At 66.3% G+C, this 16135-nt stretch carries 16 protein-coding genes and 1 other RNA gene; 5 read left to right on the top strand and 12 right to left on the bottom strand.

The window, feature by feature from the left end; translation table 11 throughout:
- Positions 1 to 3: 3 nt before the first annotated feature.
- A complete protein-coding gene (locus AC0KXH_RS11830) occupies positions 4 to 195 on the top strand; it encodes a YgaP family membrane protein (protein WP_213149895.1) in 192 nt (63 codons plus the stop codon).
- Between the two features lie 41 nt (positions 196 to 236).
- On the opposite strand, the gene AC0KXH_RS11825 is transcribed toward AC0KXH_RS11830, so the two are convergent.
- From AC0KXH_RS11825 to AC0KXH_RS11795, 7 genes are all read right to left on the bottom strand, one after another.
- Positions 237 to 656, bottom strand: coding sequence for a DUF2141 domain-containing protein (locus AC0KXH_RS11825; protein ID WP_041105754.1), 420 nt, complete (start codon positions 654 to 656; stop codon positions 237 to 239).
- Positions 657 to 684: 28 nt separating this feature from the next.
- Positions 685 to 1065, bottom strand: coding sequence for a rhodanese-like domain-containing protein (locus AC0KXH_RS11820; protein ID WP_041105752.1), 381 nt, complete (start codon positions 1063 to 1065; stop codon positions 685 to 687).
- Positions 1049 to 2845, bottom strand: coding sequence for a SulP family inorganic anion transporter (locus AC0KXH_RS11815; RefSeq protein ID WP_083679800.1), 1797 nt, complete (start codon positions 2843 to 2845; stop codon positions 1049 to 1051). Before AC0KXH_RS11815 ends, AC0KXH_RS11820 begins: the two co-directional genes overlap by 17 nt.
- Positions 2846 to 2875: 30 nt before the next feature.
- The gene (locus AC0KXH_RS11810) at positions 2876 to 3739 is read right to left on the bottom strand and encodes an MBL fold metallo-hydrolase (protein WP_313278483.1); all 864 of its coding nucleotides are present in this window, start codon (positions 3737 to 3739) and stop codon (positions 2876 to 2878) included.
- Between the two features lie 136 nt (positions 3740 to 3875).
- Positions 3876 to 4610, bottom strand: coding sequence for an ABC transporter ATP-binding protein (locus tag AC0KXH_RS11805; RefSeq protein ID WP_488223453.1), 735 nt, complete (start codon positions 4608 to 4610; stop codon positions 3876 to 3878).
- Positions 4603 to 5823: an ABC transporter permease gene (locus tag AC0KXH_RS11800; protein WP_165563141.1), complete on the bottom strand. Its 1221-nt coding sequence runs from the start codon at positions 5821 to 5823 to the stop codon at positions 4603 to 4605. Before AC0KXH_RS11800 ends, AC0KXH_RS11805 begins: the two co-directional genes overlap by 8 nt.
- A gap of 3 nt (positions 5824 to 5826) precedes the next feature.
- A complete protein-coding gene (locus AC0KXH_RS11795; RefSeq protein WP_376781799.1) occupies positions 5827 to 6975 on the bottom strand; it encodes an efflux RND transporter periplasmic adaptor subunit in 1149 nt (382 codons plus the stop codon).
- A gap of 226 nt (positions 6976 to 7201) precedes the next feature.
- Between AC0KXH_RS11795 and AC0KXH_RS11790 the strand changes: the two genes are divergently transcribed.
- Positions 7202 to 8131, top strand: coding sequence for a ZIP family metal transporter (locus tag AC0KXH_RS11790; RefSeq protein ID WP_041105746.1), 930 nt, complete (start codon positions 7202 to 7204; stop codon positions 8129 to 8131).
- 9 nt (positions 8132 to 8140) lie between these two features.
- Here AC0KXH_RS11790 and AC0KXH_RS11785 read toward each other — a convergent pair whose 3' ends face one another.
- The 3 genes from AC0KXH_RS11785 to AC0KXH_RS11775 all read right to left on the bottom strand — a co-directional run bounded on the left by AC0KXH_RS11785 (position 8141) and on the right by AC0KXH_RS11775 (position 10772).
- Positions 8141 to 8857 carry an OmpA/MotB family protein gene (locus tag AC0KXH_RS11785; protein WP_041105744.1) on the bottom strand — a complete coding sequence of 239 codons (717 nt, stop codon included), beginning with the start codon at positions 8855 to 8857 and terminating at the stop codon, positions 8141 to 8143.
- Between the two features lies 1 nt (position 8858).
- Positions 8859 to 9671: a motility protein A gene (locus AC0KXH_RS11780; RefSeq protein WP_041105743.1), complete on the bottom strand. Its 813-nt coding sequence runs from the start codon at positions 9669 to 9671 to the stop codon at positions 8859 to 8861.
- 114 nt (positions 9672 to 9785) lie between these two features.
- On the bottom strand, positions 9786 to 10772 hold the full coding sequence (locus tag AC0KXH_RS11775) for an NAD(P)/FAD-dependent oxidoreductase (RefSeq protein WP_041105741.1): 987 nt from the start codon (positions 10770 to 10772) through the stop codon (positions 9786 to 9788).
- Positions 10773 to 11032: 260 nt separating this feature from the next.
- On the opposite strand from AC0KXH_RS11775, the gene ffs reads away from it, so the two are divergent.
- From ffs to efp, 3 genes are all read left to right on the top strand, one after another.
- Positions 11033 to 11129: signal recognition particle sRNA small type (ffs, locus tag AC0KXH_RS11770), an RNA gene on the top strand.
- Positions 11130 to 11261: 132 nt separating this feature from the next.
- Entirely contained in the window at positions 11262 to 12398 is a 1137-nt protein-coding gene (gene earP / locus AC0KXH_RS11765; RefSeq protein WP_488223452.1) for an elongation factor P maturation arginine rhamnosyltransferase EarP, read from the top strand.
- A 43-nt stretch (positions 12399 to 12441) separates the two neighbouring features.
- Positions 12442 to 13008, top strand: a complete 567-nt coding sequence (gene efp, locus AC0KXH_RS11760; RefSeq protein ID WP_041105737.1) for an elongation factor P — start codon at positions 12442 to 12444, stop codon at positions 13006 to 13008.
- Positions 13009 to 13106: 98 nt separating this feature from the next.
- Here the strand turns inward: efp and AC0KXH_RS11755 are convergent, their stop codons facing one another.
- Positions 13107 to 14555, bottom strand: a complete 1449-nt coding sequence (locus tag AC0KXH_RS11755; protein WP_488223451.1) for an SLC13 family permease — start codon at positions 14553 to 14555, stop codon at positions 13107 to 13109.
- Positions 14556 to 14699: 144 nt separating this feature from the next.
- On the bottom strand, positions 14700 to 16049 hold the full coding sequence (locus AC0KXH_RS11750; protein WP_041105734.1) for a class II 3-deoxy-7-phosphoheptulonate synthase: 1350 nt from the start codon (positions 16047 to 16049) through the stop codon (positions 14700 to 14702).
- Between the last annotated feature and the right edge of the window lie 86 nt (positions 16050 to 16135).

Below are 16135 nucleotides of genomic sequence, written 5' to 3'. Positions count from 1 at the left end.
ATCATGAAAACCAACGTGGGAACCATCGATCGTGCCGCGCGGATCGTTATCGGCCTGGTGCTGATCGTGCTTGCCTTGACGGGCATCATCGGTGCCTGGGGCTGGATCGGCCTGCTGCCGCTGGCCACCGGCGTGTTCCGAGTCTGCCCGGCCTATTCGCTGCTTGGCATCAATACTTGCGGGCGCAAGGCCTGACCGTTCGGGCTGCCGGCCATCCCGCCGGCAGCCTGCATGGCTCAATAACGCATCTGTAGCTCGAGGCGAGCCGGCTGCTTGCCGACGTCGAAGGCGCTGTCGTCGAAGGCTGGCGGCCCCATGACTTTCGGGTTGTTCGAAAGGGCATAGCCCTCGGTGGGAAACATCCCGAAGCGCCTGTCCAGCTCTCCATTCGAATTCTCGTCGTGATACGCCATGATGGCGTAACGCCCAGGGGGTACATCGTCGAACACGACGCTGACCTCACCCTGCTTGGCCGCAGCCTGCTGCGTGGCGAACGCCAGGCGCTCCTTGCGGAAGGTCTTGGGTTCGGCATACAGCCCGACGCGCAGCTGCCCCTTGTCGTGCTGAACGCCTTTGAGGACGACTTCCAGTTGCTCGGCATAGCTGGGCGAGGCGGCCAGCATGGCGAGCGCGCCGAGGATTAGCGTGGACTTCATGATCGCTCCGTTACGGTGGTCTGAGCGCTCAATCGAAATCGATGCTGGCCGGTTTGGCAATCGGCATTTCGGCGGCCGACCAGGCATCGAAGCCGCCTGCGAGCGAACTGACCTTCAGATAGCCCATCTCCTTGAGCGACAGCGCCGCAAGCGCAGCGCGGCCGCTGGTCTTGCAATAGATGAACAACTGGAGGTCGCGTGCGGCCAGCTCCGGCGTCGCCGTGAGCTTGAACTCAAGGACGCCGCGCGGAATGTTGATGGCGCCCGGGATATGGCCGTTGGCGTACTCGTCCGGCTCGCGAACATCGATCAGCACGTCGGCGGCATTGATCGCTGCTTGTGCCTCGCTGAGCTGTACCTCGTGGATCTGCGGCCTGGCCAATTCGACCAGATCATGAGCTGTGCGCATCGTTGACTCCTCGTTGAGCTATTCCGGCGGTTCGCTCGCCGTTGGCGGTATGCACGGAGGCGATGAAAGCGGGATCGAGTGCTTTCAGCGCTTCGTACTGGCTGATGAAGACCTGACCACCGAAATGGTGCAGGAACGGCGCCTGACGCAGGCGATCCATCACCGGTCCCTTGACCTCCGAAAGGTGCAGCTGCACGCCGGCAGCGTGCAGGCGCTGGGCGATGGCTTCGAGGCTCTCCAGCGCGCTGGCGTCGATCAGGTTCACCCCAGGGCACATCAGCACCAGATGCCGTGTGCCCGGTCGCGCCTCGATCAACGCGGCGACACGATCCTCGAGATAGCGGGCATTGGGGAAATACAGGCTCTCGTCGACGCGCAGGCTCAGGACCGTTGGGCTCTGTCTGACCGGGAAGCGCTCGACGTTGCGAAAGTGTTCGGTGCCCGGCAGCAGGCCGACCACCGCCATATGAGGCTGGCTGGTGCGCCAGAGGAACAGCAGCAGTGAGAGCCCGACGCCGAGCACTATGCCCACCTCGACCCCGATCACCAGTACGCCGAGCATGGTGGCGATCATCGCGCTGGCATCCTGACGGGAGTACTGCCAGGTTCGTTTCAATGCCGTCAGGTCGACCAGGCTGAGCACCGCCACGATTATCGTCGCGGCCAGCACGGCGTGTGGCAGGTTGCGAAACAGGGGCGTGAAGAACAGTACGGCGATGCCAATGCCGATGGCCGTGAGGGCGCCGGCTAGCGGCGTCTGAGCTCCGGCATCGAAGTTGACTACCGAGCGGGCGAATCCGCCGGTCACCGGAAAGCCGCCGCTCAATGCGGCGGCGAAGTTGGCGCTCCCCAGCGCGATCAGCTCCTGGTTCGGCTCGATGCGCTCGCGGCGTTTGGCAGCCAGCGTCTGTGCGACCGATACCGATTCGACGAAGCCGATCAGGCTGATCAGCACGGCCGCCGGCAGCAGTGCCTCGGCCAGCTGCAGATCCAGCGGCGGCAGGGTGAACGTCGGCAGGCCCTGGGGGATCGCGCCGACGACCTTTACCCCTCTTTCGTCCAGATCCAGCAGGGTGACGACCGCGATGGCAACCAGTAGCGCGAATACCGGGGCGATGCGCGTCAGGGTCGCAGCCAGCCCTGCTCGCAGACCAAGCGCTTGCAGCAGACGCCCGGCCCGCGTGCGGGCCAGGAACAGGAACAGCAGCGTGGTGCCGCCGATGGCCAGGGTGGGCGCGTGCGCCTGCGGCAATGCCGTCACCAGTTCGGCGAGCAGCGCCGGCGCGTTATCGCCCTGCAGCGAGACGCCGAGCAGGTGCTTGAGCTGACCCAGCGCGATCAGCAGGGCCGATGCGCTGATGAAGCCGGAGATCACCGGGTGGCTCAGAAAACTGGCGAGAAAGCCCAGGCGCAGCAGCGCCATCAGCAGCAGGAAGGCGCCGGATAGTGCCGCCAGCAACAGTGCGGCACCGATGTATTCGGCGCTGCCGACGGGATACCAGGGAGCGATAGCGGTAGCGGTCATCAGCGACACCACCGCCACCGGGCCGACAGCTAGCGTACGGCTGGTGCCGAACAGGGTGTAGGCCAGCAGCGGCAGAATGCTCGCGTAGAGGCCGGAGACCGGCGGCAACCCGGCGAGCAAGGCATAGGCGAGGCTCTGCGGAATCAGCATCAGCGTAACGATCAGCGCGGCCGTCAGGTCCTTGCCCGCCGCCTGACGGTCGTAGTGGCGCAGCCAGCTCAGGCAGGGCAGCAGGCGGCTGGCTCTGACGTTCATGAACACACTCCCATGGTGATCAGTGCGGGCCTAGAGTGCGTCCAGAGGGATTTTCAGGTAGCGCGTGCCGTTGCTTTCCGGCGCTGGTAGCTGCCCGGCGCGCATGTTGATCTGCACCGATGGCAGGATCAGCGTCGGCATGTCCAGCGTGGCGTCGCGCTCGTTGCGCATGGCGACGAAGGCTTCTTCGCTGATGCCATCACGCACGTGCACGTTGCGCTGGCGCTCTTCGCCGATGGTGGTTTCGAAGAGAAACTGCTCGCGCCCCGGAGCCTTGTAGTCGTGGCACATGAATACGCGGGTGAAGTCCGGCAGCTGGAACAGACGCTGGATCGAACGATAGAGCGTCCGAGCATCGCCGCCGGGGAAGTCGCAGCGGGCCGTGCCATAGTCGGGCATGAACAGCGTATCGCCGACGAACACGGCATCGCCGATCAGGTAGCTCATGCAGGCGGGGGTGTGACCAGGCGTATGAATGGCGCGCGCGGCGATCTCGCCGATCTGAAAGCGCTCGCCGTCGTCGAACAAGTGATCGAACTGGCGGCCGTCCGTGCAGAAATCGGCCCCGGCATTGAACAACTTGCCGAAGGTTTCCTGCACTTGGGTGATGTGATTGCCGATGGCGATGCGGCCGCCCAGCTGCTCGCGGATATAAGCCGCCGAACTCAGGTGGTCGGCATGCACATGCGTCTCCAGCAGCCACTGCAGGCTCAGCCCGTGCTCGCGGATGTAGCCGATCAGGCGGTCGGCGCTTGCGTGCGAGGTGCGACCGGCTGCCGGATCGTAGTCCAGCACCGGGTCGATCACGGCGCAGGCGCCTGTCTGCGGGTCGCTGACCACGTAGCTGTAGGTGAAGGTGGCGGTGTCGAAGAAGGCTTCGATCTGAGCGGTCATCTGGCGGCCTCGCGTGCTTAATACCCAAGGGGGTATCTGAGTGCTCCGAATGATAACTCGCAGTTTGGTTATATGCTTAGCTCGATTTTTCATTAGCAGCCGGACGGGGCTAGCGTGCGGATATTTGCGGCGAGGGTCAGCGTAAAGGGCCGCTTGTGCCGTCTCGAATGATCTGGCCATCGACCAGCTCGACTGTTCTCGGGCACGCCTCGGCCAGGCGCGGATCGTGCGTGACGACGAGAATGGCGCAGCCAAACTCGTCATTGATCCGGTGAAAGAGCTCGAACACGCTCTGCGCGGTGCGGCTGTCGAGGTTGCCTGTCGGTTCGTCGGCCAGCAGCAGAGGCGGGCGGGTGACCAGCGCCCGAGCGATCGCCACCCGTTGTTGCTGGCCGCCCGACAGCTGCGTGGGTTTCTGCTCGGCGAAGCGCCCGAGGCCGACCTGGTCGAGCAGTTCACGCGCGAGCTCGGTCTGCTCGGGCCCCGGTTTGCCCTGGCGGATCATCAGCGGCATGAGCACGTTGTCGAGCACGCTGAAAGCCGAGATCAGGTGATGGAACTGGAACACGAAGCCGATCGCCTGGTTGCGCATGTGCGTGCGGGTGGTGTCGTCCGCGGTGGCGGTCGGCTGGCCGAGCAGGTAGAGCTCGCCCTCGGTCGGCGTGTCGAGCAGGCCGATGATATTGAGCAGCGTGCTCTTGCCCGAACCGGACGGGCCGATCAGCGCGGCCAGCTCGCCGCGCTCCAGCTGCAGGTCGATCCCATGCAGCACTTCGGTTTCCAGCGTTGTGCCGATATTGAACGACTTGCGCACGCCGGCCAGGCGCAGCACCGGAGCGGATGGCCTGGGCGCGAAGGGTTGTTCAGACATAACGGATTGCCACGGCCGGATCGTAATGCGCGGCGCGTCTCGCAGGTGCCGCGGCCGCGAGTACGCCAGTGAGGGTGGCCACCAGCATCGCCAGTGGTACCAGCGTCGGGTCTACCGGAATTTCGAACAGCCGAGGCCCGAAGAGGTTGAACACCTGCACCAGCGACCAGCCGACCGCGCCGCCACAGGCCGAGCCGACCAGCCCGAGCAGCCCGCCTTGCAGCAGGAACACCCTGAGAATCTGCCCGCGCGGGCTGCCCATGGCGCGCAGGATGCCGATCTCGCGGGTGCGTTGCACCACACTGACCGCCAGTACGCTGGCAATGCCGAAGGCCACCGAGATGCCGACGAAGATGCGGATCATCTCCGTGGTCATGCTCTGCGAGGCGAGGGCATTGAGCAGTTGGCCATTGGTCGCCATCCAGCTTTCGGCCTTCAACCCGGTCAGCCGGGCGAGGCGGGCGGCGATGCGCTCGGCCTCGAACAGCTCGCCGATGCGCGTATCGATCACGGTGACGCCGCCGGGCAGGTCGAGCAGGGTCTGCGCCTGTTTCAGATCGAGATAGACGTAGCGCTCGTCCAGCTCGCGCACGCCGAGACGAAACACGCCGGCGATGTCCACCACAGCTTCGCGTCCATCGCCAGCGTCCAGGCGCAGCTTGTCGCCAAGCGCGAGGCCCAGGTCTTCGGCCAGCTCGGCGCCGATCACCGCGTGGCCGGCGCCGACGCGCAGCTCGCCGGCGATCAGGTCGTCACTCAGCGGGATGATGCGCTGATAACGCTCCGGGTCGATGCCGATCAGCGCGACCGAGGCGCGCGCCACGCCGCGGCGGGCGATGGCCGGGCCGCTGATGACCGGGGACACGGCGAGTACGTCGCGGTCGCGGTCGAGCACGTCGCGTACTTGCTGCCAGTTGAGGATCGAGCGCAGGCGCTGCGCGCGCGGGCTCTCCAGCACCAGGTCATAGCTGCCTGGCGTCCCAGGCAGCACGCGGTTGGCTTCATCGGGCGGGAGGATGCGGATGTGCGCCTGGGTGCCGAGGGTGCGTTCGATCACGTTCGCCTGCAGGCCGGTGATCAAAGCGGTGATGAACACGATGACCGCCGATCCGACGGCGATGCCGAAAACGATCAGCAGTGTCTGCATGCGATTGTCGAAGAGAAAGCGCAGCGCGATGCGCCATTCGGTCCAGAGCGAGTCGGCCAGGCGCATGTGTCAGCTACCGGCGCCAGGGATCGGCTGCTCGCGGATGCGCACCCGCTGCCCTGGCTCGGCCTCGCCGACGAGCACCAGCTGGCCCTCTTCGAGGCCTTCGGCGATCTCGCTCATGGCGGTACCGAGCAGGCCAAGGCGAACCGTGACAGGCTCGGCGTGGCCGTCGCGCACGCGCAACACTTCAGCGGTTGAGCCGCTGCGCTGGCGCAGTGCATCGTTGGGCAGCACGAGAGCCTGCTCGCGACGCCCGGTCTCGATGTTCACCGACACCGTCATGCCCTGGCGCAGCGCGTCGGCAGGCTCGAGCAGTTGCAGGTGGACGTCGATGGTGCCGCGAGCGGTGTCGACGCTCGGTGCGATGAAGCTGACCTCGGCGCGGTACGGTCGGTCGGGATAGGCATCGGCGATGACCAATGCCTGCTGGCCGATGGCAACCGGTGCCAGATTCTTCTCATCCAGCGGCAGGAGGATCTCGCGGCTATCGGCGCGGGCGATTTCCAGCAGCGTGCGGCCCGGCTGTACCAGGTCGCCGGGCTCGACGTTGCGTCGCTGCACGATGCCGTCGAAGCCGGCCAGGATGCGTGTACGCGCCAGGGCCGTGCGGGCGGCCTCGAGCCGCTCACGCAGGATGCGTTCTTCGCTGCCATCGGCGGCCAGCGCAGCGGCGGCCAGCCGGGCGCGATCGCGGATCACGCGCGCAGCCAGCTCGGCGCGGCGTGCCTGCTCCAGCGCCTCGGCCGATAGCAGCTTGCGCGCCTGCAATTTTTCGCGACGCGCGAGCTCGCGCTGCGCCTGCAGCAGGTTGCTTTGCGCGTCCTCCAGGGTTGCCTCGGCCTGCGGCCGGCTGGAGTCGACCAACTGGCGCAGCGCAGCCTCGGCCTCGCGCAGGCGAGCAGTCTGTTCCTCGTCGCGCAATTCGAGCAGCAGGTCGCCCTTGCGCACGCGGTCGCCCTCGCGCACATGTCGCGCGGTGACCACCCCGGTAATCTCGCTGCCGACCTGGGCGACGGACTGGTTGTCGACCTCGCCACTGGCCACCACGCGCTGGACCAGCGGGCGCATTTCCACGCGGTAGGCGGTCAACAGCGGGCCGCGCCACTGCAGCCAGAAGAACCAGGCGGCCAGCAGCGCGAGCAGCAGGACGACCAGATAGGCGGGGCGAAGGGATTTGCTGAGCGGCAAGGTAGACGACTCCTGACGGATGCGCCGGTTGGATTTGGGCAAGCTTAAGAGCAAAACCGCCCGACGGTACACAGGGCGCTGGCCAGATGATGTCCGAGGCTATGTGAAGGCGGCGTCTATCACGGCCATAGGCGGTTTGCCGCGGACCTTCGTCGCTACAATGGCGCCACTCTCTCCGGTAAGGCAGTTCACCATGGCAAACACCCAAAGCCCCGCTTCGACACTGCGTGCAGCCTGGATCGCCCAGGCACAGGCCAGCCCCTGGGTCACCGCCGGCCTCGGTGGCTCGCTGCTCGCCGTGCTCGTGCTGCTCCTGGCCAGCGGCTACAACGCGCTCGACAACGGCGACCAGGGCAACCTGCGCTATGCCTTGGCCGGAGGATCGGCGGGGTTCGCCGCGACGGCGTTCGGCGCGCTGCTTGCCATCGGGTTGCGCACCGTCTCGCAGCGCACCCAGGACAGCCTGCTTGGCTTTGCGGCCGGCATGATGCTCGCGGCAGCCTCGTTCTCCTTGATCCTCCCGGGGCTGGCCGCCGGCGAGGAGATCCTGGGCAACAGCAGCCTCGCTGCGGTCACCGTGGTACTCGGCCTGGGCCTGGGGGCCTTGCTGATGCTCGGCCTGGATCGCTTCACCCCGCACGAGCACGCCAGTACCGGGCCGTGCGGGCCGGATTGCGAGCGGCTCAACCGCGTCTGGCTGTTCGTTTTCGCCATCGCCCTGCACAACCTGCCCGAGGGCATGGCGATCGGCGTCAGTTTCGCCAACGGCGACATGAGCGTCGGCCTGCCGCTGACCACGGCGATTTCGATCCAGGATATCCCCGAGGGGCTGGCGGTCGCGCTGGCGCTGCGAGCCGTCGGCCTTTCGGCTCTGGTCTCGGCGCTGGTCGCCGCCGCTTCTGGGCTGATGGAGCCGCTCGGCGCGCTCGTCGGCATGGGCATCTCGACCGGTTTTGCCATTGCCTATCCGGTCAGCCTCGGGCTGGCGGCCGGTGCGATGATCTTCGTCGTCTCCCACGAAGTCATCCCGGAGACCCATCGCAACGGGCACCAGACCCCGGCAACCATCGGCCTGATGATCGGCTTCGGCGTGATGATGTTCCTCGACACCGCGCTGGGCTGAGCGGGCGGCTCAGTTGCCGGGCGCGGTCTGCATCACCAGTTCCACTCGCCGGTTGCCGGCTCGGCCGGCAGCGCTGGCGTTGTCGGCCAACGGCCGGGTATCGGCAAAGCCGGTGGCGCTCATGCGCGTGGCCGCGATGCCGTTGAGCTGCAGATAGCGCACGACGCTGCTGGCACGCGCCGAAGACAGCTCCCAGTTCGACGGAAAGCGTGCCGTGCTGATCGGCAGGTTGTCGGTATGGCCTTCGACGAGGATGCGATACGCGTTGCCGGCCAGTGTTGGCACCAGGCGGTCAAGCACATCCAGGCCGGCCTCTGCCAGCTCGGCCTCGGCGGAGGCGAACAGCAGCTCACTGCTGATGCGAAAGCTGATGCTGCCCTCGTTGACGATGACCTCGATACCCTCGCCGAGATCGGACGCGAGCGCGTGCTCCTGGGGCGGCGCGACCGGTTCCGGCGCAGGGGGCGTGGCGACGACGATCGGAGCGATCGCTGCACCGGGCAACGGTTGCGCGGCCAATGGCGTGCCGAGCGCCGCCGCGTCGGCTGCAGGCGGCTGCTCGGCATGCCCGTCGCCCTTGCCAGCCAGGGCAAGCAGCACCACCAGCATCACCAAGAGCAGGGTGATGGTGTCCAGGTAGGTCAGCAGCCAACCCTCCTGTTCTTCTTCGCGCGGGGCTTCGACATGCCACTTGCCGAAGCGACCTCCGCCGGCCGAGGGGCTCACCTCAGGCGCCCTCGACGCTGCGGGCGCGCGGGGGCGGCGCCTTGCCGTCGCGAATCTCGTCGTCATGGTGGGCGATGAACGACTTGAGCGTCTCGCGCATGTACGCCGGGCTGCGCTTGTTGCACATCATCGAGATGCCCTGCATCACCAGGTTCATCAGCGCGACGCGCTGCTCGGTACGTCGTTCGAGCTTCACCGCGACCGGCTTGAGGATCAGGTTGGCCAACAGCACGCCATAGAAGGTGGTCATCAGGGCAACGGCGAGGCTGCGGCCGATCTCGGCCATGTCGCCGCTGCCGAGCAGGAACATCAGGTTGATCAGCCCGACCAGTGTGCCGATCATGCCGAACGCCGGCGCATAGCTGGCCATGGCGCGGAACAGCTGTGCCTCGGCGGCTTCCCGCGCGCGGAGGCGTGCGATACGCCACTGCATCAGGTCGATGATGTCTTCCTCGGGCGTGTTGTCGATCACCAGCTGCACACCCGTGCGCAGGAAGGGGTTGCCGACCTTTTCCAGCGCGCGTTCGACCGCTGGCAGGTCGCCGCCGATCCACAGCCGCGAGATCTGCACCAGTTCTTCCAGGTCCTGGCGGGTATACAGGCGCTCGTTGCGCAGCACCGTCCAGATCAGGCCGAAGACGCGCATCACTTCGCGCAGGGGGTAGCTGATGAAGGTGGCCGCCAGGGTGCCGACCACCACGATGCCGAGGCTGGGCAAGTCGACGAACAGCGCGGGCTCGCGCGCGGCGAAAAGCATCACCACGCTGAGCAGCGCAACGCTGGCGACGATGCCGATAAGGGTAGAGGGATTCATCAGGGCTCCGGGGCGGGCGCGCAGGCGCAAGCAGTCTTCCGGAGATTCGGCCGGGAGCCGGGCAACTTTAGCCCGGCTTGGCCTGGCGCGGCGTGGCAGAGCCCTCGCGGCGGGTCAGAGGTGTTCGAGCAGCCGGCGAGCGGCCTCCTGCCCGCTGAGCCAGGCACCCTCGACGCGTCCGGACAGGCACCAGTCGCCGCAGGCATAGATGCCGAGCCCGGCGTCGGCCAGCGCTCCCCATTCATGGCTCTGTGCCGGTCGCGCGTAGAGCCAGCGGTGCGCCAGGGTGAAGGTAGGGGCGGGCACCACGCAGTCGATCAGCTCGGCGAAGGCGCCATGCAGATGCTCGATGATCGCCTCGCGCGAGTGATCCAGGTGCTGGCGACTCCAATTGCTGGTGGCATGCAACACCCAGGTATCAGGCTGCCCATCACGGCCGGGTTTGCTGCTGTTGCGGGCGAACCAGTCGAGCGCGTCGTCGCGCACGAAGCAGCCGTCGACCTCGGTGGCCAGCGGCGTGGCGAAGCCCAGCGCGACGGCCCAGGTCGGCTCCATCGCCACGCTCGCGGCCACTGCGGCGAGTTTCGGCGCGCCCGCGAGCAAGGCACTGGCCTGCGGCGCCGGCGTGGCGACGATGACCTGGCTGAAGGGGCCGTGGCTCGCCCCGCTGGCGTCGACCAGGGTCCAGTTCTCCTCGCCGCGAAACGCCTCGGTGATGCGACAGCTGAAGGTCACCGGCAGGTCGGCCAGCAGGCCGCGGGTGATGGCGCTCATCCGTGGTACGCCGACCCAGCGCAGCTGCTCGTCGGCAGACGGGGCGAGCTGGCCCTCACGGGCCTGGTGCAGATGCGGCGTCCAGGGCGCGGCCCAGCCTTCGGCCTGCCACAGCTGGACGACGTCGGTGAAGCGACGATCACGGGCGGTGAAATACTGGGCGCCGAGTTCGAAGGTGGCGCCCTCGGCGCTCTTGCTGCCCATGCGTCCGCCACTGCCACGGCTCTTGTCGAACAGATGCACCGCCTGGCCTGAGTCGTGCAGAAGCCGGGCGGCCGACAACCCGGCGATACCGGTGCCGATGATGGCGATGGGAGCCTTGCTCATGAATTACCTCTTCGCGGGTGGCACCGCGCCCAGGAAGAAAAGCGCGGCACTAACATCAATGTATGACAGGCATTCGAACCTGTTGCTCATCCTCGAACAGACCACCCGTCCTTGCCTAGGGGGCATTTGCTCCAATTGGCTCAATGGACGACTTTGGCGAAGCCCGCGCCCAGCTGGAGGCCGCAAGCAGAGGTTGTAAGTTGGGAGCAAGCCGGTACAATGGCGCCGCTCGCCGCAAGGCGGGTTCGTTATGGTGGCCCTGCCGGTCCCCCCGCAACGATCAGCCGTGAACCCGGTCAGGCCCGGAAGGGAGCAGCCGCAGCGGTGACATTGTGTGCCGGGGTGTGGCTGGTGGGGTCACCTCCATAACGCCTTCTCGAAATCCCTTTCTCTTCGCGTTCGTCGGTCTTTGTCGGTCGGTGACGTGTTCGCATATCCTTACGCCCCTTTTCAGAGCGCACGCCGGCGGCGTGGCATCAGGAGCGATTCGTGTCGGTAAAGGCCAGCTGGGACATTTTCTGCGTCGTGGTGGACAACTACGGCGACATCGGCGTGACCTGGCGTCTGGCGCGGCAGTTGGTCGCCGAATACGACCAGCAGGTCCGGTTGTGGGTCGATGACCTGGAAACCTTTGCGCGCCTCTGTCCCGGCGCCAGCGCCGAGGCGGCACAACAATGGCAGCAGGGCGTCGAGATTCGCCTCTGGCCGCAGCCCTGGTGCGATGCCGAGCCGGCCGATGTCGTTATCGAGGCGTTCGCCTGTGATCTGCCACCGTCCTACATCAATGCGATGACCGCCAGTGGCAGACGGATTCTCTGGCTGAACCTCGAGTACCTCAGTGCCGAGGACTGGATCGTCGGCTGCCACGCGCTGCCTTCGCTGCAATCCGGCGGGCTGCAGAAGTACTTCTTTTTTCCGGGCTTCGAGGCCGCCACCGGCGGGCTGATTCGTGAGGCCGATCTGCTCGGGCGGCGCGACGATTTCCGTCGCGAAGGTCGTGCGGCGGCTTTCCTGGCGAGTCTCGGCGTGGGGCTGGAGCCCGAGGCGCGGCTGCTGTCGCTGTTCGCCTATGAAAACGGCGCGGTGGCCGGGTGGCTGGATGCCCTGGCCTGCGATTCGCGGCCCAACCAGCTGCTCGTGCCCGAAGGGCGCGTGTTGGGCGATGTCGCAGGCTGGCTGGGCGAGCCCGCCGCCGCGGCCGGCCAGCGCTTCGTTCGCGGCACACTGACGCTCGATGTGGTGCGCTTCATGACCCAGGAGGAATACGACCAACTGCTGTGGAGCTGCGATTTCAACGCGGTGCGTGGCGAGGAGTCGTTCATTCGCGCGCAGTGGGCGGGTCGTCCGCTGGTCTGGCACATCTACCCGCAGGAGGACGACGCCCACTGGGTCAAGCTCGGGGCGTTTCTAGACCTCTACTGTCACGGCCTGAGCGCGCCGGCCGAAGCGGCTCTGCGCGGGTTCTGGCGCGCCTGGAACAGTGGCGAGGGCAGCGCCGCGGCGTGGCGTGCCTTGCTGGGCCAGTACGACGAGCTGCTCGCACACGCCGAGCAGTGGACCGGCAAGCAGGTGGCCAATGGCGATCTGGCGGGAAAACTGGTGTTCTTCCATACCGATTGGCTATGATGTGCGGCCTGTTTTTTGTCTCCCATTTTCTCCGGATATTCGTATGAAAACCGCACAAGAGTTTCGTGCCGGCCAAGTGGCCCTGATCAACGGCGAGCCCTGGGTCATCCAGAAAGCCGAATTCAACAAGTCCGGCCGCAACGCTGCCGTGGTCAAGATGAAGCTGAAGAACCTGCTCAACGGCCAGGCTACCGAAACCGTGTACAAGGCTGACGACAAGTTCGAGCCGGTCATCCTCGAGCGCAAGGAAGTGACCTACTCCTACTTCGCCGATCCGATGTACGTGTTCATGGACACCGAGTTCAATCAGTACGAGATCGAGAAGGAAGACCTCGGCGACGCGCTGAACTTCGTCGAAGACGGCATGCAGGACGTCTGCGAGGCCGTGTTCTACAACGATCGCGTGATCTCCGTCGAAATGCCGACCAGCATCGTGCGCCAGATCGCCTACACCGAGCCGGCCGTACGCGGCGACACCTCGGGCAAGGTGATGAAGACTGCCAAGCTGAACAATGGCTACGAGCTGAAAGTGGCCGAGTTCTGCGATATCGGCGACTACATCGAGATCGACACCCGCACCGGTGAGTACAAGTCCCGCGCCAAGGTCTGAGACCGGCGGCGACTGAACGATCGAAAAAGCCCGGCCATGTGCCGGGCTTTTTCTTGCCTGCCTTCCGGGCGGCCGCGGCGGAGCACGGCCGCCAACGGTCAGGAGGCCCAGATCAGGCCGATCAGGCCATAGCAGAGCAGGGTGACGAAGAACACGCCGAACAGGTTCAGGGCGAAGCCGGCCTTGATCATCGACTGGATACGCATCTCGCCGGTGCCGAAGACGATAGCGTTCGGCGGAGTCGCCACCGGCATCATGAAGGCGCAGCTGGCAGCGATTGCGGCCGGGATTGCCAGCATCTGCGGCGGCAGGCCCTGTGCCACGGCGAGCGCGCCGAGCAGCGGCAGGAATGCCGCGGCGGTTGCCGTGTTCGAGGTGATTTCGGTCAGAAAGGTGATCACCAGCGCGACCAGGCCAATCATCAGGATCAGCGGCAGCATGTCGAGGCCGCCGAGGCTCTGCGCGATCCATTCGGCCAGCCCGGAGGCGCCGATGACGCCAGCCAGCGACAGGCCACCACCGAACAGCAGCAGCACGCCCCAGGGCAGCTTGTTGGCGGTCTGCCAGTCGAGCAGGAAGGTACGCTCCTGGACGTTGGCCGGAATCAGAAACAGCAGCAGGGCGGCGCCGATGGCGATGCTGGTGTCGTTCAGCCCCGGGAGATGCTCGGCCAGCAGCGACTGGAAGATCCAGGCGAGTGCCGCCAGGGTGAAGATCAGGGCGACCAGCTTTTCCTGGCGCGACATGGGCCCGAGGGCGGCCATCTCCTGTTGCAGCATGCTGCGACTGTCGCCACCGGACAGGCGGAAGCCGCCGCGTGTGAGCCACCACCAGGTAAAGAGCAGCATGCCGGCCGTTACCGGCACGCCGAGCAGCATCCACTGGCCGAAGCCGATGTGTACGTCATGGTTCTCGCGCAGAAACGCCGCGAGCAGCGCGTTGGGCGGCGTGCCGATCAGCGTGGCGATGCCGCCGACGCTGGCGGCATAGGCGATGCCCAGCAGCAGGGCGGTGGCGAAGCGTTCGCTCTGCTCCCGCGCGCTGCCCTCGGTCAGCAGGCCGATCACCGACAGGCCGATGGGCAGCATCATGATGCTGGTGGCGGTATTGCTCACCCACATGCTGATAAAGGCAGTGGCGATCATGAAGCCGGCAATCTGCCGGCTCGGCTGGTTGCCGACTGCCAGCAGCGTGGCCAGCGCGATGCGCTTGTGCAGGTTCCAGCGCTGCATCGCCAGACCGAGCAGGAAGCCACCGAGGAACAGGAAGATCGTCGGGTTGGCATAGGGGGCGGTGGCCTTGGCGAGGCTGTCGATGCCCAGCAGCGGAATCAGCAGGACCGGCAACAGCGAGGTGGCCGGAATCGGGATCGCTTCGGTCGACCACCAGACGGCCATCATGGCGGCCATGCCGACGGTGCGCCAGGCCGTTTCCGATAGGCCCGCCGGCGGGTCGGTCAGCAGGCAGGCGACCAGCAGCAGTGGCCCGAGGAACAGGCCGATCCAGGCGGCGAGGACCGCGGCCCGGTGTTGCGATGCATCAGACATTTGAAAGGACAACCTCTACAGCGATGAACAAAAGCGTGCCACCCGTGGTGTAAACACCCGGGGGCGGGATTGGTTCGCTCGGAAGGCTCCGCAGGGGGAGCATGGTCGGCTGCCGGATGCGCTCCGGCAGCCGCGAAGGGCGCGTCAGCCGACGCGCAGCTGCTTGAGCGTCTCGGCGATCATGAACGCCAGCTCGAGCGACTGGTCGGCATTCAGCCGCGGATCGCAGTGCGTGTGGTAGCGGTCGCACAGGCCGGCCTCGGTGACCGGGCGCGAGCCGCCGATGCACTCGGTGACGTTCTGCCCGGTCATTTCGATATGAATGCCGCCCGGGTAGCTGCCTTCGGCTCGGTGTACCTCGAAGAACTGCCGCACCTCGGCGAGGATGCGCTCGAAGTCACGCGTCTTGTAACCGCTGGACGCCTTCATGGTATTGCCGTGCATCGGGTCCGAGCTCCAGAGCACCTGGCGACCCTCGTTCTGCACGGCGCGGATCAGCCGTGGCAGATGATCCTCGACCTTGTCGGCCCCCATGCGCACGATGAGGTTCAGGCGGCCCGGATCGTTGTCCGGGTTGAGCAGGTCGATCAGGCGCAAGAGATCATCGGTGGCGATGCTCGGCCCGACCTTGACCCCGATCGGGTTGCCTACGCCGCGCAGGAATTCGACGTGTGCGCCGTCGACCTGGCGGGTGCGGTCACCGATCCAGAGCATGTGCGCGGAGCAGTCGTACCAATGGCCGGTGAGGCTGTCCTGGCGCACGAAGGCTTGCTCGTAGTTCAGCAGAAGCGCCTCGTGGGCGGTGAAGAAGCTCGTCTCGCGCAGCTGCGGCGCATCGTCCAGACCACAGGCGCGCATGAAGCGCAGGGTTTCGTCGATGCGCGCGCCGAGCTGGTGGTACTTCTCGGCCATCAGCGAGTTGGCGATGAAGTCGAGGTTCCACTGATGGACCTGATGAAGATCGGCGAAGCCGCCCTGGGCGAAGGCACGCAAAAGGTTCAGCGTGGCGGTGGACTGGTGGTAGGCCTGCAGCAGGCGCTCGGGGTCCGGCACGCGGCTGGTGCTGTCGAAACCGATGCCGTTGACGATGTCGCCGCGGTAGGCCGGCAGAGACACCTCGCCAATGGTCTCGCTGCCGGACGAGCGTGGCTTGGCGAACTGGCCGGCCATGCGCCCGACCTTCACCACCGGGCAGCCGGCGGCAAAGGTCATGACGATGGCCATCTGCAACAGCACCTTGAAGGTGTCGCGAATCTTCGTCGCGGAGAATTCGGCGAAGCTCTCGGCGCAGTCGCCGCCCTGTAGCAGGAACGCCCGGCCCTGGGTGACTTCGGCGAACTGCCGACGCAGCTCACGGGCCTCGCCGGCGAACACCAGCGGCGGCAGCGCCGCAAGATTATTTTCGACGCGTGCCAGCGCGGCGGCGTCCGGGTATTCGGGTTGCTGCTCGATGGGCTTTTCGCGCCAGCTAGACGGGCTCCAGGAAGTGGTCATGGTCGTTCCGGGGTCAGAAGGGTGGGGCGATGTTAGCGCAACAAACCGGCGCCCGCTGATAGTCCACGCCTGCCGCTTGCTAACAT

This window comes from Stutzerimonas sp. CXK-1 (genome assembly GCF_057738225.1).
This window is presented reverse-complemented; position numbering and strand designations above follow the sequence as displayed.